Source organism: Streptomyces sp. Je 1-369, from assembly GCF_026810505.1.
In the GTDB taxonomy this organism is placed as follows: domain Bacteria; phylum Actinomycetota; class Actinomycetes; order Streptomycetales; family Streptomycetaceae; genus Streptomyces.
Map to the genome: position 1 here is coordinate 7363251 of NZ_CP101750.1, position 18695 is coordinate 7381945.

Annotated in this window: 14 protein-coding genes; 5 read left to right on the forward strand and 9 right to left on the reverse strand. The window is 70.3% G+C overall.

Annotation, left to right across the window (positions count from 1 at the left end; all coding sequences use genetic code 11):
- Window positions 1–17: 17 nt before the first annotated feature.
- The 7 genes from NOO62_RS32965 to NOO62_RS32995 form a co-directional block, all read right to left on the reverse strand.
- Window positions 18–1223 carry an acyl-CoA dehydrogenase family protein gene (locus NOO62_RS32965; protein ID WP_268774448.1) on the reverse strand — a complete coding sequence of 402 codons (1206 nt, stop codon included), beginning with the start codon at window positions 1221–1223 and terminating at the stop codon, window positions 18–20.
- Window positions 1224–1227: 4 nt separating this feature from the next.
- Complete coding sequence (locus NOO62_RS32970; protein WP_268774449.1) at window positions 1228–1752, reverse strand: MaoC family dehydratase; 525 nt, start codon at window positions 1750–1752, stop codon at window positions 1228–1230.
- A 5-nt stretch (window positions 1753–1757) separates the two neighbouring features.
- Window positions 1758–2732, reverse strand: a complete 975-nt coding sequence (locus NOO62_RS32975; protein ID WP_268774450.1) for an HpcH/HpaI aldolase/citrate lyase family protein — start codon at window positions 2730–2732, stop codon at window positions 1758–1760.
- Window positions 2729–4756 (reverse strand): protein meaA, encoded by a 2028-nt coding sequence (locus NOO62_RS32980; protein ID WP_268774451.1) that lies wholly within the window; start codon window positions 4754–4756, stop codon window positions 2729–2731. The genes NOO62_RS32975 and NOO62_RS32980 overlap by 4 nt, the downstream gene beginning before the upstream one ends.
- A 22-nt stretch (window positions 4757–4778) precedes the next feature.
- Window positions 4779–6140 (reverse strand): crotonyl-CoA carboxylase/reductase, encoded by a 1362-nt coding sequence (gene ccrA / locus NOO62_RS32985; protein ID WP_414930926.1) that lies wholly within the window; start codon window positions 6138–6140, stop codon window positions 4779–4781.
- A gap of 441 nt (window positions 6141–6581) precedes the next feature.
- Window positions 6582–7388 carry a TetR family transcriptional regulator gene (locus NOO62_RS32990; protein ID WP_268774452.1) on the reverse strand — a complete coding sequence of 269 codons (807 nt, stop codon included), beginning with the start codon at window positions 7386–7388 and terminating at the stop codon, window positions 6582–6584.
- A gap of 112 nt (window positions 7389–7500) precedes the next feature.
- Entirely contained in the window at window positions 7501–9282 is a 1782-nt protein-coding gene (locus NOO62_RS32995; RefSeq protein WP_268774453.1) for a 3-hydroxyacyl-CoA dehydrogenase family protein, read from the reverse strand.
- Window positions 9283–9636: 354 nt separating this feature from the next.
- On the opposite strand from NOO62_RS32995, the gene NOO62_RS33000 reads away from it, so the two are divergent.
- Complete coding sequence (locus tag NOO62_RS33000; RefSeq protein WP_268774454.1) at window positions 9637–10224, forward strand: adenylosuccinate lyase; 588 nt, start codon at window positions 9637–9639, stop codon at window positions 10222–10224.
- Between the two features lie 181 nt (window positions 10225–10405).
- Here NOO62_RS33000 and NOO62_RS33010 read toward each other — a convergent pair whose 3' ends face one another.
- The gene (locus tag NOO62_RS33010; protein WP_268774455.1) at window positions 10406–11959 is read right to left on the reverse strand and encodes an alpha/beta hydrolase; all 1554 of its coding nucleotides are present in this window, start codon (window positions 11957–11959) and stop codon (window positions 10406–10408) included.
- Between the two features lie 121 nt (window positions 11960–12080).
- Window positions 12081–13115, reverse strand: a complete 1035-nt coding sequence (locus NOO62_RS33015) for an Rv2578c family radical SAM protein (protein WP_268774456.1) — start codon at window positions 13113–13115, stop codon at window positions 12081–12083.
- 263 nt (window positions 13116–13378) lie between these two features.
- Between NOO62_RS33015 and NOO62_RS33020 the strand changes: the two genes are divergently transcribed.
- From NOO62_RS33020 to NOO62_RS33035, 4 genes are all read left to right on the forward strand, one after another.
- Window positions 13379–13918 (forward strand): GNAT family N-acetyltransferase, encoded by a 540-nt coding sequence (locus NOO62_RS33020; protein ID WP_268774457.1) that lies wholly within the window; start codon window positions 13379–13381, stop codon window positions 13916–13918.
- Window positions 13919–14040: 122 nt separating this feature from the next.
- Window positions 14041–15288, forward strand: a complete 1248-nt coding sequence (locus NOO62_RS33025; protein WP_268774458.1) for an arsenic transporter — start codon at window positions 14041–14043, stop codon at window positions 15286–15288.
- 96 nt (window positions 15289–15384) lie between these two features.
- Window positions 15385–15828, forward strand: a complete 444-nt coding sequence (locus tag NOO62_RS33030; RefSeq protein WP_268774459.1) for an SRPBCC family protein — start codon at window positions 15385–15387, stop codon at window positions 15826–15828.
- 237 nt (window positions 15829–16065) lie between these two features.
- A complete protein-coding gene (locus tag NOO62_RS33035; RefSeq protein ID WP_414930927.1) occupies window positions 16066–18543 on the forward strand; it encodes an MFS transporter in 2478 nt (825 codons plus the stop codon).
- The last annotated feature ends 152 nt before the right edge of the window (window positions 18544–18695 follow it).

The following is an 18695-nucleotide window of genomic DNA, read 5'->3' on the forward strand; positions in this document are numbered from 1 at the left end:
TGGCCCAAACCGGGCATCTAGCCCTGGAATCGATACTCTTCGAGTAGCCGTCGGCCAATGATCATTTTCTGGATCTCGGCGGTACCTTCACCGATCAGCAGCATGGGTGCCTCCCTGTAGAGGCGCTCGATCTCGTACTCCTTCGAGAAGCCGTATCCACCATGGATCCGGAACGCGTCCTCCACGACTTCCTTGCAGTACTCGGAGGCGAGGTACTTCGCCATCCCTGCTTCGAGGTCGTTTCGCTCCCCGGAGTCCTTTTTGCGCGCTGCGTTCACCATCATCGCATGGGCGGCCTCGACCTTGGTAGCCATCTCGGCCAGCTTGAACTGAATGGCCTGGTGCTGGGCGATCGCCTTGCCGAAAGTGTGACGTTGCTGGGCATAAGAGACACCCAGTTCGAAGGCACGCTGAGCGACTCCACAGCCACGAGCTGCGACATTGACGCGTCCGACCTCGACGCCGTCCATCATTTGGTAAAACCCTCGGCCGGTGACCCCGCCGAGCACACGATTGGCCGGAATTCGCAGTCCGTCCATGATGAGTTCGGTCGTGTCGACGCCCTTGTAGCCCATCTTGTCGATCTTCCCGGGGATGGTGAGGCCGGGCCGGACCTCTCCGAAGCCGGGCTCCTTCTCCACGAGGAAGGTCGTCATCGACTTGTGGGGCGCCGTGCCCTCCGGGTGTCCTTCATCACTCCGGCACAGGACGGCCACCAGAGTCGACGTTCCGCCGTTCGTGAGCCACATCTTCTGGCCGTTCAGAACGTACTCGTCGCCGTCCTTCACGCCCTTGGACGTGATCGCCGACACATCGGAGCCGAGCCCCGGCTCCGACATCGAGAACGCGCCCCGCACCTCGCCGGCCGCCATGCGCGGCAGGAAGGTCTCCTTCTGCTCCTGCGTGCCGTGCTGCTTGAGCATGTAAGCAACGATGAAGTGGGTGTTGATGATGCCGGAGACCGACATCCAGCCACGCGCGATCTCCTCGACGCACAGCGCGTACGTGAGCAGCGACTCGCCCAGACCGCCGTACTCCTCCGGGATCATGAGCCCGAAGAGCCCCAACTCCTTGAGGCCGTCGACGATCTGCTGCGGGTACTCGTCACGGTGCTCGAGTTCGGTCGCGACAGGGATGATCTCCTTGTCGACGAAGTCCCTGACGGTGGCCAGGATCTCCTGCTGGATGTCGGTGAGACCGGCGGTCTGCGCGAGTCGGCTCATGGGTTCACTTCTCCGCGTTCTTCGACGGGGCGTTGAGCTCCGGGCGGCCGGGCTGCTCGCCGCCGCGCTCCTTGATGTACGTCTCGGTGGGCACCATCACCTTGCGGCGGAACACGCAGACCAGCGTGCCGTCCTGCTTGTAGCCCCTGGTCTCCACGTAGACGATCCCGCGGTCGCTCTTGGACCTCGACGGCGTCTTGTCGAGGACCGTCGTCTCGCCGTAGACCGTGTCGCCGTGGAAGGTCGGCGCCACGTGCTTGAGCGACTCGACCTCCAGGTTGGCGATGGCCTTGCCGGAGACGTCGGGCACGGACATGCCGAGGAGCAGCGAGTAGATGTAGTTGCCCACGACGACGTTCTTCCCGAAGTCCGTCGTCCGCTCCGCATAGTTCGTGTCCATGTGGAGGGGGTGGTGGTTCATGGTGAGCAGGCAGAAGAGGTGGTCGTCGTACTCGGTGACCGTCTTCCCGGGCCAGTGCTTGTACACGGCGCCGACTTCGAACTCTTCGTAGGTGCGGCCGAACTGCATGTGTCTTACGCCTCCGGGGCCTCGAACTTGGACGTGCGGGTCATTCCGGCCGCACGGCCCTTCCCGGAGATGACAAGGGCCATCTTCCGGCTGGCCTCGTCGATCATCTCGTCGCCGAGCATCGCCGAGCCCTTCTTGCCGCCCGCCTCGGACGTGTAGTACTCGTACGCGTCCAGGATCAGCTCGGCGTGGTCGAAGTCGTCCTGCGAGGGCGAGAAGACCTCGTTGGCGGCGTCCACCTGGCCGGGGTGCAGGACCCACTTGCCGTCGAAGCCGAGCGCCGCGGCGCGGTTCGCGACCTCGCGGTAGCCGTCGACGTTCTTGATCTGCAGGTAGGGGCCGTCGATCGCCTGGAGGTTGTTGGCGCGGGCGGCCATCAGGATCTTCATCAGGATGAAGTGGTAGGCGTCCGCCGGGTAGCCGGGCGGCTGCTCGCCGACGACCAGGGACTTCATGTTGATGGACGCCATGAAGTCGGCCGGGCCGAAGATGATGGTCTCGACGCGCTGGGAGGCCTCGGCGATCGCGTTGACGTTGTTGAGGCCCTGCGCGTTCTCGATCTGCGCCTCGATGCCGATCTTGCCGACCTCGAAGCCCATCGTCTTCTCGATCTGGGTGAGGAGCAGGTCGAGCGCGACGACCTGCTCGGCCGTCTGCACCTTCGGCAGCATGATGCAGTCGAGGTTCTGGCCCGCGCCCTCGACGACGGTCACGACGTCGCGGTACGTCCACTCGGTCGTCCAGTCGTTGACGCGCACCACCCGCGTCTTGCCCGTCCAGTCGCCCTCGTTGAGGAACTTGACGATGGTGTGCCGCGCCTCGGGCTTGGCGAGCGGCGCGCAGGCGTCCTCCAGGTCGAGGAAGACCTGGTCGGCGGGGAGGCCCTGGGCCTTCTCCAGGAAGCGGGGGTTCGACCCCGGGACCGCCAGACAGGAGCGGCGCGGACGCAGGCGGTTGATGGGCGCGGTGGGCGCAGTCATGCGGGGACCTCCAGGGGGTCGAGGTTGTTCGCTTTCCGGATCTCGTCGACGATACGGCCGATGATCTCGGTGATGCCGAAGTCCTTGGGGGTGAAGACGGCGGCCACACCCGCCGCCTTCAGGTCCTCGGCGTCGCTGTTGGGGATGATGCCCCCGGCGATGACGGGGATGTCGTTGGCGCCGGCCTTGCGGAGCCGCTCGAGCACGTCGGGGACGAGCTCCGCGTGCGAGCCGGAGAGGATCGAGAGGCCGACCGCGTGCACGTCCTCGGCGAGCGCCGCGTCGACGATCTGCTCGGGCGTGAGGCGGATGCCCTGGTAGACCACTTCGAAGCCGGCGTCCCGCGCGCGCACCGCGATCTGCTCGGCGCCGTTGGAGTGCCCGTCGAGACCCGGCTTGCCGACCAGGAAGCGGAGGCGGCCGCCGCCGAGGTCCTCGGCGGTCCGCGCGACCTTCTCGCGGACGAGGGCGAGCGGCGTGCCCTCTTCGGCCGTGACGGCCACAGGGGCGCTGGAGACGCCCGTAGGAGCCCGGAACTCCCCGAAGACCTCCCGGAGGGCCCCGGCCCACTCCCCGGTCGTCACACCGGCGCGTGCGCACTCCAGGGTGGCCTCCATGAGGTTGCCCGTGCCGGCCGCCACCTCCTTGAGCCGCTCCAGGGCCTTGCAGGGGCGGGGGTGGTTGAACGGCGGCTGGTAGCGGGTGTCGCGCCACTGCTTGAGGGCGCCCACCACGCGGGACTCGACCGCCGGGTCGACCGTCATGATCGCCGCGTCCAGGTCCGAGGTGAGCGGGCTCGGCTCCGTGGACTCGTAGGAGTTCACGCCGACGATCTTCTCCTGGCCGGACTCGATGCGGGCGCGGCGCTCCGCGTGCGAGGAGACGAGCTGCGACTTGAGGTAGCCGGACTCGACGGCGGCCATCGCGCCGCCCATCTTCTCGATGCGGTCCATCTCGGCGAGGGAGTCCTCGACGAGCGAGGCCACCTTGGCCTCGACGACGTGCGAGCCCGCGAAGATGTCCTCGTACTCGAGCAGGTCGCTCTCGTGCGCGAGGACCTGCTGGATGCGCAGCGACCACTGCTGGTCCCAGGGCCGGGGGAGCCCCAGCGCCTCGTTCCAGGCGGGCAGCTGCACGGCACGCGCGCGTGCGTCCTTGGAGAGCGTGACGGCCAGCATCTCCAGGACGATGCGCTGGACGTTGTTCTCCGGCTGGGCCTCGGTCAGACCGAGGGAGTTGACCTGCACGCCGTAGCGGAACCGGCGCTGTTTCGGGTTCTCGATGCCGTATCGCTCGCGCGTGACCTGTTCCCAGATCCGCCCGAACGCCCGCATCTTGCACATCTCCTCGATGAACCGGACTCCGGCGTTCACAAAGAAGGAGATGCGGGCCACGACGTCCCCGAACTTCTCCTCGGGGACCTGCCCGGAGTCGCGTACGGCATCGAGAACCGCGATGGCGGTGGACATCGCGTACGCGATCTCCTGGACCGGTGTGGCCCCCGCCTCCTGGAGGTGGTAGCTGCAGATGTTGATCGGATTCCACTTGGGGATCCGCGCCACCGTGTACGTGATCATGTCGGTGGTGAGGCGCAGGGAGGGACCCGGCGGGAAGACGTGTGTCCCGCGCGAGAGGTACTCCTTGACGATGTCGTTCTGTGTCGTCCCCTGGAGCTTGGTGATGTCCGCACCCTGCTCCTCCGCGACCACCTGGTAGAGCGCCAGGAGCCACATGGCGGTGGCGTTGATCGTCATCGAGGTGTTCATCTGCTCCAGGGGGATGTCCTGGAACAGCCGTCGCATGTCGCCGAGGTGCGAGACGGGCACACCGACCCGGCCGACCTCGCCGCGGGCGAGGATGTGGTCGGGGTCGTAGCCGGTCTGCGTGGGCAGGTCGAACGCGACCGAGAGGCCCGTCTGCCCCTTGGTGAGGTTGCGCCGGTACAACTCGTTGGACGCCTCCGCCGTGGAGTGACCGGCGTACGTCCGCATGAGCCACGGCCGGTCCTTCTGACGCTCTGTCATCTTGCGCTGCTCCTCAGTGCGTTCAGACGTTGCGGAAACGGTTGATCGCGTCGATGTGCTCGGCGCGCATCTCCGGGTCACGCACTCCCAGGCCCTCCTCGGGCGCGAGGGCGAGGACGCCGACCTTGCCCTGGTGGAGGTTGCGGTGGACGTCGTAGGCGGCCTGGCCGGTCTCCTCCAGGGAGTAGACCTTCGAGAGGGTCGGGTGGATCTTGCCCTTGGCGATCAGGCGGTTGGCCTCCCAGGCCTCGCGGTAGTTCGCGAAGTGCGAGCCGATGATGCGCTTGAGGGACATCCACAGGTAGCGGTTGTCGTACTCGTGCATGTAGCCCGAGGTCGACGCGCAGGTGGTGATGGTGCCGCCCTTGCGGGTGACGTAGACACTCGCACCGAAGGTCTCGCGGCCGGGGTGCTCGAAGACGATGTCGATGTCCTCGCCGCCGGTGAGCTCGCGGATGCGCTTGCCGAAGCGCTTCCACTCCTTGGGGTCCTGGGTGTGCTCGTCCTTCCAGAACTTGTAGCCCTCGGCGTTGCGGTCGATGATCGCGTCGGCGCCCATGGCGCGGCAGATCTCCGCCTTCTGCGGGCTGCTCACCACGCAGATGGGGTTGGCGCCGCCGGCGAGCGCGAACTGCGTGGCGTAGCTGCCGAGTCCGCCGCTCGCGCCCCAGATCAGGACGTTGTCGCCCTGCTTCATGCCCGCGCCGTTGCCGGAGACCAGCTGGCGGTACGCGGTGGAGTTCACCAGGCCGGGGGAAGCGGCCTCCTCCCAGCTGAGGTGGCCCGGCTTGGGCATCAGCTGGTTGGACTTGACCAGCGCGATCTCGGCGAGGCCGCCGAAGTTGGTCTCGAAGCCCCAGATGCGCTGCTCGGGGTCGAGCATCGTGTCGTTGTGGCCGTCGGACGACTCCAGCTCGACGCTCAGACAGTGCGCGACGACCTCGTCGCCCGGGTTCCACGCGTTCACGCCGGGACCGGTGCGCAGGACGACGCCCGCGAGGTCGGATCCGATGACGTGGTAGGGCAGGTCGTGGCGCTTGGTGAGCTCGCTGAGCCTGCCGTAGCGCTCCAGGAAGCTGAAGGTCGACAGCGGCTCGAAGATCGAGGTCCACACCGAGTTGTAGTTGACCGAGGAGGCCATGACGGCCACCAGGGCCTCTCCGGGGCCGAGTTCGGGGATCGGCACGTCGTCCAGGTGGAGCGACTTGCGGGGGTCCTTGTCGCGGGTCTCGAGGCCCGCGAACATCTCCGCGTCGTCCTTGTGCACGGTGATCGCGCGGTACGAGTCGGGCAGCGGGAGAGCGGCGAAATCTGCGGATGTGACCGTGGCCGAGCCACTCGCGGTCGCGGTCTGTGCCTGAATCGCGTCCAGGATTTCCTTCACGGTTTACCTCCGGCGGTAGCGCTGAGGGGGCGCTCTTCGAGGGGGATACGTCGGGGTTTGTTGCGATGCTCTGGAGGGGTGTGCCGTCGGTTCGGCGAAGGGTGGTGCTCGGCAGCGCCTTGGTGTGGCGCGGGAGGTGCCTGTGACGCAGGCGTCCGGGCGCGCAAGCCGTGGCCTGAGGGGACAGCCGACGTGCGCGAGATCTCTGCACGCCGGCCGCCCGGACAACATCAACGTATGGCACCGCGTGCCAACGGACAAGACACTGGGTGCCATTAATTTTTGACCGATGATCGATCACCGCAGGTCAGAGGGGGTGCCGGACATGACGAAGGGGGCGCTACCGAACGGTAGCGCCCCCTTCTAAGCCAAGCATGAAGGCGGATCAAATCCTGCCTAGGAACACCCGAACGAACCCGTCGGGGACCCCCTTGGAGTCTCCTAGGAACGCTCCCTGAGCGCCTTCTCGATGGTCCGCATGACCTCGTCCAGCGGAGCGTCAGTACGCGCCACGGCGACCAGCACCTCGCCCTGGTCGGACACCGTCGCGGGCGCGGTGGCCGGCAGCGTGTCGCGGCCCGCGCCGATCCCCGTGCCGAAGGTGCGCCGCACGATCGCGAACGCGTGGTCCAGCTGGGTCTCCACGTCGCCCTGGCCGCCCGCCCGCAGCCACCGCCGCAGGACGTGGTTGTGGGCGGTCACGACAGCGGACGCGGCGACCTCGGCGAGCAGCGGATCGTCGTTGCCGTCGTGGTGCGCCTGCTCGTCGAAGTGGCCCAGCAGATAGCGCGTGAACAGCCGCTCGTAGCGGGCCACCGAGGCGATCTCGCGCTCACGGAGCGTGGGCACCTCACGGGTGAGGCGGTAGCGCTCCACGGAGACCGCGGGCGACGCCGCGTACATCTTCATGACTTCCTTGATGCCCCGGCACACCGTGTCCAGCGGGTGCTCGTGCGGCGGGGCCGCGTTGAGGACGGCCTCCGCGCGGATCAGGGTGTCGTCGTGGTCGGGGAAGATCGCCTCTTCCTTGGAGCGGAAGTGCCGGAAGAAGGTCCGGCGGGCGACACCCGCGGCGGCGGCGATCTCGTCGACCGTCGTCGCCTCGTACCCCTTGGACGCGAAGAGCTCCATGGCAGCGGCCGCCAGCTCCCTGCGCATCTTGAGCCGTTGGGCGGCGGCGCGGCTGCCCGCGGCACTCTCCGGAGCGTCGGGGGTTGCGTTGCGTGAGGACTTGGCGGCCTTGGACATGCCATGAACGTACTGCATATGCGCGCCACGGTGCTCCTGAGGGACGGGGCTGCCCGAGGGTTCGAGCAGCCCGCCCCAGTCCGTCCGTTCCCCCGGTCGCTCCTCGGCCTGCTCAGCGCCGCGCATATTCGCGGAAGCCACGGCCCGTCTTGCGGCCGAGGCAGCCCGCGGCCACCAGGTGTTCGAGCAGCGGCGCCGGGGCCAGGCCCGGGTCGCGGAACTCGCGGTGCAGGACCTTCTCGATGGCCAGCGACACGTCCAGGCCGACGACGTCCAGGAGCTCGAAGGGGCCCATCGGGTAGCCGCCGCCGAGCTTCATCGCGGCGTCGATGTCGTCCAGCGACGCGTAGTGCTCCTCGACCATCTTGATCGCGTTGTTGAGGTACGGGAACAGCAGCGCGTTCACGATGAAGCCGGCGCGGTCGCCGCAGTCCACCGGGTGCTTGCGGATCTTCGTGCAGATCTCGCGGACCGTGGCCCGCACGTCGTCCGCGGTCACCACCGTGCGGACCACCTCGACCAGCTTCATGGCCGGGGCCGGGTTGAAGAAGTGCATGCCGATCACGTCACGCGGCCGCGAGGTGGCGCGGGCGCAGGCGACGACCGGCAGCGAGGACGTCGTGGTCGCCAGGATCGCGCCCGGCTTGCAGACCTTGTCGAGCGTCGCGAAGAGCTGCCGCTTGATCTCCAGGTCCTCCGCGACGGCCTCCAGGGCCAGATCGACGTCCGCGAAGGCCTCGTACGACCCCGCGGGCGTGATCCGCTCCAGCGTCCGCGCCGCCGCCTCCGCCGTCATCCTTCCCTTGTCCACCGAGCGCGAGAGGGACTTGCCGATGCGGGACTTGGCGGTCTCCGCCTTCTCCTCGGTCCGCGCGGCGAGCACCACGGGGAAGCCCGCCTTGGCGAAGACCTCCGCGATGCCCGACGCCATCGTCCCGGAGCCCGCGACACCGACCGAGCGGACCGTGCGCCCCGGCGCCCGCTCCTCGTCCTCCACGGGGGTCAGCGCGTCGCGCACCACCTCCGCGCTGCCCGCTTCCGCGTACGTGTAGAAACCGCGGCCCGCCTTGCGCCCGGTGAGGCCCGCCTCGCTGAGCTGCTTGAGGATCGGCGCGGGCGCGTGCAGACGGTCCTGCGACTCGGCGTACATGGCGTCAAGGACCGTGCGGGCGGTGTCCACGCCGATCATGTCGAGCAGCGCGAGCGGCCCCATCGGCAGACCGCAGCCGAGCCGCATCGCCGCGTCGATGTCCTCGCGCGACGCGTACTTCGCCTCGTACATCGCGGCGGCCTGGTTCAGGTAGCCGAAGAGCAGCCCGTCGGCGACGAAGCCCGGCCGGTCGCCGACCGCGACGGGCTCCTTGCCGAGCGCGTACGCCAGGTCGGTGATCGCGGCGACGGCGGCGGGCGCGGTCAGCACGGACGAGACCACCTCGACCAGCTTCATCGCGGGCGCCGGGTTGAAGAAGTGCAGGCCCAACACCCGCTCCGGGCGCGCCGATTCGGCGGCGAGACGCGTCACGGACAGCGCGTTGGTGCCGGTCGCGATGATCGTCCCGGGGCGCACGACGGCGTCGAGCTCGCGGATGACCTGCTGCTTGATCTCGTACGACTCCGGCACGACCTCGATGACCAGGTCGGCGTCGGCCGCGGCACGCAGGTCGGTGAAGGCGCGGAAGCGGGTCAGGACGCCGCGGCGCTCCTCCTCGGTGAGGCGCTCTCGGCGCACGGCGCGGGCGGTCGAGGCCTCCAGGGACTCGACGGCGCGGGTGGCCGCGGCCTGGCAGATGTCGATGCCGATGACCTCGCGGCCCGCCCGGGCCAGGACCTCGGTGATGCCGGTGCCCATCGTGCCCAGACCGATGACGGCGACGGTGTTCAAGGGAGCGTCCATGCGTGGACTCCAGGAAGAGAGTGACGACTGAGGGGCGCGCACGGGTACGGCAACGGCCGCACGGCGAGCGGGAAAAGGTGCGTGTCGTGTCCGGGCGGCGCGCAGGGCACGCCCGGTGAGGGGGAGTCGACCGGCTCTGTCCCGGAGCCACGTCGTACTGAGGTACCTGAAGTACCGAACCGACCAGACACTCACGGCGGCTGCGTCACCAGGCCACCGCGAGAAAAGAACTGCTACGGGGAGTGTGCCCCGCTCACGTGAGACTAACCGGCGAGTAACGAGCGCGCCAGCCCGCGAGGTTTCCCGTGTCTGTGATCTACATCGCGACCACCGGTAAGGCTTAGGCTCGCGACCATGGATGAGGAGTTGCGGACGGTGACGGAACGCTTACGGGCGGAGGCGGGCGGATCGAAGGAGTACGAGAGGCTGATCGCCGCCGAGGAACCCGACGAGCTCGCCGAGGTGCTCGTCTCGCCCGGGCAGCCCCTGTGGGCCCGGGAGTTGGCCGCGGTCAGACTCGGCGTCGCAGGGGACCGCAGGGCCTTCGAGTCTCTCGTCCTCCTCCTGAACCACCGGGACCCACCACGCTGCGCCGCCGCGGCCCACGCGCTCGCCCGCCTCGGCGACCCGCGCACGGCACGCGCGGCGGCCGCCCTGGCGACGAACGAGCTCCGCGTCGCCTACGCCCTGTACCCCGTGCGCCTGCTCACCGAGCTGCGCGCCCCCGAGTCGGCGCCCGCGCTGATCACCACGCTCCAGCGCAGACTGGCGCCCCACGACCCCTTCGGCAAGATCGCGCTGGCCTGCGTGGAGGGTCTCGGAGCGCTGGGCGACGCCCGCGCGAGGCCGGTCCTGACGGCCGCCCGCGGCCACCCCCGCCTCGCGGCGGCGGCATCGGCGGCACTGGCCCGGCTTCCGCAGGACGACGGCCGGGTCGGCTGAGGGCGGCTCCGGGGCACCGGTTGCGCGGGCACGACCGCGAACGCCTCTACCTCCATCAGGAACTCGGGCCGGACCAGCGACACCACCTGCACCGCCGAGGCCGCGGGGAGCCGCCCGGGATCGAGGAAGGCGTCCCGGGCGGACCGCACGGCCGAAGACCTGCCGGGCCTGCGCCGTCGGCTCATGCACCCATCGTGGACCACGGGTGTGACAGTGCCCTCGGCTCGGCCTTCCGCGGGGTCTGCGGCTCCGGGTCCGGCAGGGCCTCGCACACCGCGTCGGTCTCGCCGTCGCCGGTCGGCACCTTGCCGGTCGTCAGGTACACCGCCAGGTGCCGGTCGAGACACTTGTTGCCGCTCAGGGTGACGCCGTGGTTGCCGCCGCCCTGTTCGATCACCAGGCGGGAGCCCCGCAGCTTGCGGTGGAGGTTGACGGCTCCGGCGTACGGGGTGGCCGGGTCGTCCGTGCCCTGGAAGAGCAGGACGGGCGGCAGCTCGGAGTTGGCGACGTCTGGCTGGCTCAGGTGGTGCGTCGGCCAGAACGCGCACGGCGCGTTGTACCAGGCGTTGTTCCAGGTCGAGAACGGGGCCCGCGCGTGCATCCGGTCGTTGTCCTCGCGCCACGTCCGCCAGTCGCGCGGCCACTGCACGTCCCTGCACTGCACGGCGCTGTAGACGCTGTAGCCGTTCTCGCCCGCGGCGTCGAGCGCCCCGAACCTGTCGTACGCCGCGACGAGCGGTTCGCCGTTCCCGTCGTTCACGTACGCGGCGAACGCCTCGGCCAGTCGGGGCCAGTAGCCGTTGTAGTAGGCGCCGGGCAGGAAGGTGTCCTCCAGTTCGGCGGCGCCCACCTTCTTGCCCGCGGGCTTCTCGGCGAGCGCCTCGTGCATCGCGTACCACTTGGCCTCGACGCCCCGGGCGTTCCTGCCGAGCCCGTAGTTCGCGTCGTGGCGGGCGATCCAGGCCATGAACGCCTTGTGGCGTTCGTCGAAGGCCCGGTCCTGACGGAGATTGGCGTCGTACCAGATGCCCGTCGGGTCGACGAGGGAGTCGAGCGCCATGCGCCGCACCCGGTGCGGATAGAGCTTTCCGTAGAGGGCGCCCAGGTACGTGCCGTAGGAGTAGCCGAAGAAGTTGACGCGCCCCGCGCCGAGTGCCGCGCGGATGGCGTCCATGTCCTGGACCACGCTCACCGAGTCGATGAAGGGCAGGACGTCGCCGTACTTCTTGCCGCACGCCTTCGCGAACGCCCGCGCCCTGTCGAGATTCTCGCGCTCCAGGGCGGCCGTGGCCGGGACGGCGGCGGGGCGCACGGGGTCGAAGTGGCCCGGCCTGCAGTTGAGCGCGGGCCTGCTCCTGCCGACTCCGCGCGGGTCGAAGCCGACGATGTCGTACTGCGCGGCCGCCTTCTCGGGCAGCGACTTCGCGACGAACCCCGCCATCGAAAGGCCGCTGCCGCCGGGGCCGCCGGGGTTCACCAGAAGCGGTCCTTGGGAGGTCCTGGCGGTGTGCGGGACGCGGGTCAGGGCGAGGGTGATCTGCCGTCCGTGCGGCTCCTGGTGGTCGAGGGGCACCTTCAGGGACGCGCACTGGAGCGTCGGATACGCCTTGGTGGCGCACTTCTTCCAGGCGAGCGGGCCGCGCTCCGCCGGGGTTCCCGAGGCGGGCGGCACCGCCGTGGCCAGCGTCGCCGTGACGGCGACGACCGAGCAGAGTACGACGGCACGCTTCTTCATCCGGCCTCCCAGAGTGGCGGGTTCGGGCCCCGGGGGCCGCGATCTCCGGCGCATCTTGCCGGACCGCCCTCCTGAACAGCGCCCGTCCCGGCCGGGAACAACCCGAACGGGGCAAGCCGGGTCAGAGCAGGGTGAGCTGAGTGGGTCCCGCGGCGGGCTCGGGCTCCTCGGGCACCCGGATCCGTCGGGCGGCGCCCGCGCGCGTGGGACCGATGCCGAACTCCTCGGCCAGTTCGTGCACTTGGCGGGTGATGCGGCGCTGGTACCACTTAGGGGCGTAGGCACCCTCCGCGTACAGCCGCTCGTACCGCCGCACCAGGTGCGGATGGTGGCGGCCGAGCCACTCCATGAACCACTCTCGTGCCCCGGGCCGCAGATGCAGCACCAGCGGCGTCACCGACGTCGCCCCCGACGCGGCGACGGCCCGCACGGTGGCGCGCAACTGGTCCGGATGGTCGCCCAGGAAGGGGATGACCGGCGCCATCAGGACGCCGCAGCCGATGCCGTGTTCGGTGAGGGTGCGCACGGCGTCGAGGCGGCGCTCGGGCGCCGGGGTGCCCGGCTCGACCGTGCGCCACAGCTCCTCGTCGGTGAAGCCCACGGACACGGAGATCCCGACGTCCGTCACCGCGGCGGCCTGCCGCAGCAGATCCAGGTCGCGCAGGATCAGCGTGCCCTTGGTCAGGATGGAGAACGGGTTCCCGCGGTCGCGCAGGGCCGCGATGATCCCCGGCATCAGCCGGTAGCGGCCCTCCGCGCGCTGGTAGCAGTCCACGTTGGTGCCCATGGCGATGTGGTCGCCGTGCCAGCGCGGCGAGGCGAGCTGGCGCCGCAGCAGTTCGGCGGCGTTGACCTTGACGACGATCTGGCTGTCGAAGCCGAGGCCGGTGTCCAGGTCCAGATAGCTGTGCGTCTTGCGCGCGAAACAGTAGACGCACGCGTGCGTGCACCCCCGATAGGGGTTGACCGTCCATTCGAACGGCATGCGGGACGCTCCCGGCACGCGGTTCACGATCGACCTCGCCCGTATCTCGTGGAAGGTGATCCCCCTGAATTCTGGAGTGTCGAACACCCTCGTCGTCACCGCGTCCGCGCCGAACAGCGCGGCATCCGCGGTGCCACGGCGCGGCCCGTCGGAAAGGTTCTCCCAGCGCATGACGCCTCCTCGGTAGCACTGACCACAGAATAGAACATACGTTCCCTTGATCGTGCGACCCCTGTCCCGTGTCCCCCGTCTCCGCACCCCGTGTTTGATAGCGTTCCGTCAAGCGCGACCCGCGCGACGCCGCTGCGACCAGGGAGGTTGATGAATATGGCCCGCCGTACGCGTCATCCGCATGCCCTTGTCCGGGTCGCGGGAGCCTGAACGAACAGGCCGTCCTGAGCGACCCGGTCGTCGAGAACGACCTGGAGAGTCGCGTGTCTTCTTCTTCCCTTTCCCTCACCACCGCCGCCGTCCTGTCGACCGAGCGCCTCACCCTGCGGGCCTGGACGGCCGACGAGGTCACCGACGTCCTCGCGGGCCGGCGTCCGGCCCACTGGGCCGAGGACTTCCCCGCCGACGGGGACCGCGTCATCGCGAGCGTCATCGCCGAGCAGATCGCCGACGGGCCGCGGGACCCCGGAGCGCACGGCCACCGGCTGATCGTCGAGCGGGAGGGCGGCGCCGTCGTCGGCTCCCTCAGCCTGCTCTGGCCGCCGAGCGGGAGCGCGGTCGAGTTCGGCTACGGAGTCGTGCCCTCGCGCCGCGGCCGCGGCTACGCCCCCGAGGCAGTACGGGCCCTCACCGCACACGCCCTGACCTCGCCGGAGGTCACCGTGGCGTACGCCGAGGTGGAACTCGGCAACGAGGCCTCCGTCCGCGTCCTGGAGAAGGCGGGCCTGCACCGCTGGAGCAGTGACGGGGCGACGGCCCTCTACCGCACGGACGCGCCGGAGCCCGCACCGTCCCGGAAGTAGCGGATCCCGGGCCCGGCGGCCGCGCGGACCGCCGCCGTCGGGCCCTTCCCGCGGTCCGCCGCCGGGCCCTTCCGGCAGGTCCGCCGTCGGATCTGCCGACCGCGCGATGGATGATCGGACGCATGCTCGTCGAGTCCCTGTCCGTCGCAGCCCTGGCCGTCGTCCTCGTCTGCGCCGTCGTCCGCCCCTTCCGCTGGCCCGAGGCCGCCTTCGCCGTGCCCGCCGCCGGTGTCGTGATCCTGGCCGGGGCGATCCCGCTCGACGACGTACGGGAGGAGGCCGCCCGGCTCGGACCCGTCATCGGATTCCTCGCGGGCGTCCTCGTCCTCGCCAAGCTCTGCGCCGACGAAGGGCTCTTCCGCGCCTGCGGCAGCTGGATGGCGCGCCGGGCCGCGGGGCGGCCCCGCAAGCTGCTCGGCGCCGTCTTCGCCCTCGCCTCGCTGATCACCGCGACCCTCAGCCTGGACGCCACCGTGGTCCTCCTGACGCCGGTCGTCTTCGCCACCGCCGCCCGCATGGGCGCCCGCCCCGCGCCGCACGTCTACGCGAGCGCCCACCTGTCCAACACCGCGTCGCTCCTGCTGCCCGTCTCGAACCTGACGAACCTCCTCGCCTTCACCGCGACCGGCCTGAGCTTCACGCGCTTCGCGCTGCTCATGACGCTGCCCTGGCTGGTCGCCATCGCGGTCGAGTACGCCGTCTTCCGACGGTTCTTCGCCGCCGACCTCGACGCGCCCGCCGAAGGCACCGAGCCCGCGGAACCACCGCGGATGCCACGGTTCGCGCTGGCGACCGTCGCGGCCACCCTCGCCGGATTCGCCGCCGCCTCCGCCCTCGGCGTCGAACCCGCCTGGTCGGCCGCGGCCGGTGCGGCCGTCCTCGCGGTACGGGCCCTGCTGCGCCGTCGTACGACACCCGTGGCGATCCTGCGCGCGGCCTCGCTGCCGTTCCTGGCCTTCGTCCTCGCCCTCGGCATCGTCGTCAGGGCCGTCGTGGACAACGGTCTCGGCGACGCCCTCGGTCGGGTCCTGCCGGACGGCACCGCGCTGCCCGCGCTGCTCGGCACCGCCGCCGTCGCCGCGCTGCTCGCCAACCTGATCAACAACCTGCCCGCCGTCCTCGCCCTGGTCCCGCTGGCCGCCCCGGCCGGCCCCGGAGCCGTGCTCGCCGTGCTCATCGGCGTGAACATCGGACCCAACCTCACCTACGCCGGATCGCTCGCCACGCTGCTGTGGCGCCGCATCGCCCACCAGCACGAACACGACGTCAGCCTCGCGCGGTTCACCCGCCTCGGACTCCTCACCACCCCCGCCGCCCTGGTCCTGTCCACCCTCGCACTGTGGGTCTCCCTGCGGCTCCTGCCGGGCTGATCACGCCCGTTGCAGGGGACCCGATTTGGGAGGCCGGTGCGGCGGGTGGTTGGCTTTCCGCGAAGCACCCGAGTCACAACTGCTGGAGGAAGTGCAATGGCGCAGGTCGAGGCGGTCACCGAGCGGATCATCACGGCACAGCCGGACGATGTCTTCGACGCGCTGGCCGACTACAACGGCACGCGGGAGAAGCTCCTTTCGGAGCACTTCAGCGAGTACGAGGTGCGCGAGGGCGGCGACGGGGAGGGCACCCTCGTCCACTGGAAGCTGCAGGCCACCAGCAAGCGCATCCGTGACTGCCTCCTCGAGGTCAGCGAGCCCACCGACGGCGAACTCGTCGAGAAGGACCGCAACTCCTCCATGGTCACGACCTGGACGGTGACCCCGGCGGGCGAGGGCAAGTCCCGCGTGGTCGTCACCACCGTGTGGAACGGCGCGGGCGGCATCGGCGGTTTCTTCGAGAAGACCTTCGCGCCCAAGGGCCTCGGGCGGATCTACGACACCGTGCTCGCCAACCTCGCCGCCGAGGTCGAGAAGTAGCTCCCGCGGCGGAGCGGGCGACCGAAGGCCGGGCGGCCAACTCCCGCCTACGCCATAAGGGTTGTTGCCACGCTCACCGTTTCGAGTGGTTTTCTGTTCGGCTCCGTTGTACGCCGTAGGGCTCCGACCGGCGCATACGCCCGCGGGGCCCCACGTGACGCCGACTCGTCGCGCTTGCTCCCAGTTGTCGCGTAATGCGAGAAATGGGCGGCGCAAGCGCGACGAGGGGAGCAGTACGTGGGCGGGACGACGCTGGTGCAGGTCGCCGAGCAGGACGAACGGCAGTATGAGGCGGTCGAGCAGGACCCAGTGCCTGGGCCGGACGGCCGGGCGGACGGCCCGGCAGCGGGAGAGGATCCGCCCGGGCCACCACCCGCGCCGCACGAACCGGCCGCCGAACACCTCAGTCCCGGCCGCGTCCGGATGGTGTTCGTCGGGCTGATGCTCGCGCTGCTCCTCGCCGCGCTGGAGCAGATGATCGTCGCCACCGCGCTCCCGAAGATCGTCGGTGAGCTGCACGGCCTCGACAAGATGTCCTGGGCGATCACCGCCTACCTGCTCACCTCCACCATCGGCCTGCCCATCTACGGCAAGCTCGGCGACCTCTTCGGACGCAAGGGCGTCTTCCAGTTCGCGATCGTCGTCTTCGTCATCGGCTCGGCGCTCGCCGGCTGGTCACGGTCGATGGAGCAGCTGATCGCCTTCCGCGCCCTTCAGGGCGTCGGCGCGGGCGGCCTCATGATCGGCGTGCAGGCGATCATCGCGGACATCGTGCCGCCCCGGCAGCGCGGCCGCTACATGGGCCTGATCGGCGCCGCGTTCGGCCTCGCCTCGGTCGCGGGCCCCCTGCTCGGCGGCTTCTTCACCGACCACGCCTCCTGGCGCTGGTGCTTCTACTTCAACGTGCCCTTCGGGCTCGTCACCCTCCTCGTCGTCTCGCTCGTCCTGAAGCTGCCCAAGCCCACCGCGCGGGCGCGGATCGACGTCCTCGGCGCGCTGTTGCTCGCCGCCGCCTCCACCTGCCTGGTCCTGCTGACCAGTTGGGGCGGGACCGAGTACGCGTGGGGTGACCGCGTGATCCTGGGGCTCGGTGCCGGAGCGGTCGTGGCGAGCGCGCTCTTCCTCGTCGCCGAGAAGTTCGCGGCAGAACCGATCATTCCGCTGCGCCTGTTCCGTGATCCGGTCTTCAACATCACCGGTCTTGTAGGCATGGTCGTCGGAATCGCCCTCTTCGGAGCGGCCAGTTACCTGCCGACCTTCCTCCAGATGGTCGACGGCGCGAGCGCCACCGAGTCCGGCCTCCTCATGCTGCCGATGATGGGCGGCATCGTCGGCGCGTCGATCGTCTCCGGGCAGCTCATCAGCCACACGGGCCGCTACAAGATCTACCCGATCGTCGGCGGGGTCCTCTCCGTCATCGGCATGTGGCTCCTCTCGCGCCTCGAAGTCGACACATCCCGGCTCGAGTACAGCATCTGGATGGCGGTGCTCGGCGCGGGCATCGGCCTGGTCATGCCGGTCCTGGTGCTCGCCGTGCAGAACGCGGTACGCCCCGCCGACCTCGGCACCGCCACCAGCGCCAACAACTACTTCCGGCAGATCGGTGGCAGCGTGGGCGCCGCGATCTTCGGCACCCTCTTCGCGAACCGGCTCGCCGACGCGCTCGCGGACCGGCTCCCCGCCGGCTCCGGCCAGGCGGTGCCCGACGCCGAGTCCATCACCCCGCAGCTCGTCCACGCGCTGCCCGCGCCGCTGCGCGACGGCTACATCCAGGCCTACGCGGACGCCATGCCGCGGATCTTCCTCTACTTGGTGCCGGTGCTCGTCCTCGGCATGCTGCTCGCCTTCTTCCTCAAGGAGACCCCCCTGTTGTCCAGCGCACCCTCCACCCACGCACCCGCCGCCGAAGCCGGGGCCGTCGGCGCCGTCCCGCACGCCCGCACGACGACGTACACCGCCGGGGTCCCGGTCTGCGGCACCGTGCAGCACCCCGACGGCACCGTGGTGCCGCGCGCGGCCCTCACCCTCATCGACGTGGCGGGACGGCAGATCGGGCGCGGCGCGAGCGGCGACGACGGGCGGTACGCCCTCGCGACGCCCGGCACCGGGTCGTTCGTCCTGATCGCGGCCGCAGGCGGGCACCAGCCGCAGGCCGTCACTGTCACCGTCGGGGAGCGGCCCGTCGAGCTCGACGTGGTCCTCGGCGGGGCGGGGCGCCTCGCGGGGACCGTGGTGACCGCCGACGGCACGCCGGTCAGGGACGCCGCCGTCACCCTCACCGACGTCCGCGGCGAGGTCGTCGCCACGACCCGCAGCGGACGCGAGGGCGGCTACGTCATCACGGAGCTGGTGGCGGGCGAGTACACCCTGGCCGCGAGCGCCCCCGCGTTCCGCCCCGCCGCGCTCCCCGTCACCGTGCAGGCCTCGCGCGAGACGCGGCAGGACGTCGAGCTCGCGGGCGGCGCGGTGCTGCGCGGCACCGTGCGGGCGGGCGGCGGACGGCCCGTCGAGGACGCGCGCGTCACCCTGCTCGACGCGGCGGGCAACGTCGTCGACACCCTGACCACTCAGGTGGACGGCACCTTCCGTTTCGTCGACCTGTCCTCCGGCGAGTACACCGTGATCGCGGCGGGTTACCCGCCGGTCGCCACCGTCCTGCAGGTCGCGGGCGGCGGCCGCACGGAGCGGGACCTGCAGCTCGGTCACGAGGACTGAGGGGTTCCGGCGGCGGGGCTCGGGGGCGGGCACCGGCGGGGCGCGCCGTGGGGGCGTGCGCCGGTGCCCCGGACGGTCCGGGCCAATTCCCGTATTGCCCGGCACGGCAACCTGCGCCCGCCGTACGGTGGTTGGTGGCGGCTCAGATCTTG

What these genes read in the sequence shown, in the direction of transcription:
- NOO62_RS32965 (WP_268774448.1), bottom strand. Translation starts at nt 1,223, where the DNA reads ATGAGCCGACTCGCGCAGACCGCCGGTCTCACCGACATCCAGCAGGAG.
- NOO62_RS32975 (WP_268774450.1), bottom strand. Translation starts at nt 2,732, where the DNA reads ATGACTGCGCCCACCGCGCCCATCAACCGCCTGCGTCCGCGCCGCTCC.
- NOO62_RS32990 (WP_268774452.1), bottom strand. Translation starts at nt 7,388, where the DNA reads ATGTCCAAGGCCGCCAAGTCCTCACGCAACGCAACCCCCGACGCTCCG.
- NOO62_RS33015 (WP_268774456.1), bottom strand. Translation starts at nt 13,115, where the DNA reads ATGCGCTGGGAGAACCTTTCCGACGGGCCGCGCCGTGGCACCGCGGAT.
- NOO62_RS32970 (WP_268774449.1), bottom strand. Translation starts at nt 1,752, where the DNA reads ATGCAGTTCGGCCGCACCTACGAAGAGTTCGAAGTCGGCGCCGTGTAC.
- NOO62_RS32980 (WP_268774451.1), bottom strand. Translation starts at nt 4,756, where the DNA reads ATGACAGAGCGTCAGAAGGACCGGCCGTGGCTCATGCGGACGTACGCC.
- NOO62_RS33010 (WP_268774455.1), bottom strand. Translation starts at nt 11,959, where the DNA reads ATGAAGAAGCGTGCCGTCGTACTCTGCTCGGTCGTCGCCGTCACGGCG.
- NOO62_RS33000 (WP_268774454.1), top strand. Translation starts at nt 9,637, where the DNA reads ATGGATGAGGAGTTGCGGACGGTGACGGAACGCTTACGGGCGGAGGCG.
- NOO62_RS33030 (WP_268774459.1), top strand. Translation starts at nt 15,385, where the DNA reads ATGGCGCAGGTCGAGGCGGTCACCGAGCGGATCATCACGGCACAGCCG.
- NOO62_RS32995 (WP_268774453.1), bottom strand. Translation starts at nt 9,282, where the DNA reads ATGGACGCTCCCTTGAACACCGTCGCCGTCATCGGTCTGGGCACGATG.
- NOO62_RS33025 (WP_268774458.1), top strand. Translation starts at nt 14,041, where the DNA reads ATGCTCGTCGAGTCCCTGTCCGTCGCAGCCCTGGCCGTCGTCCTCGTC.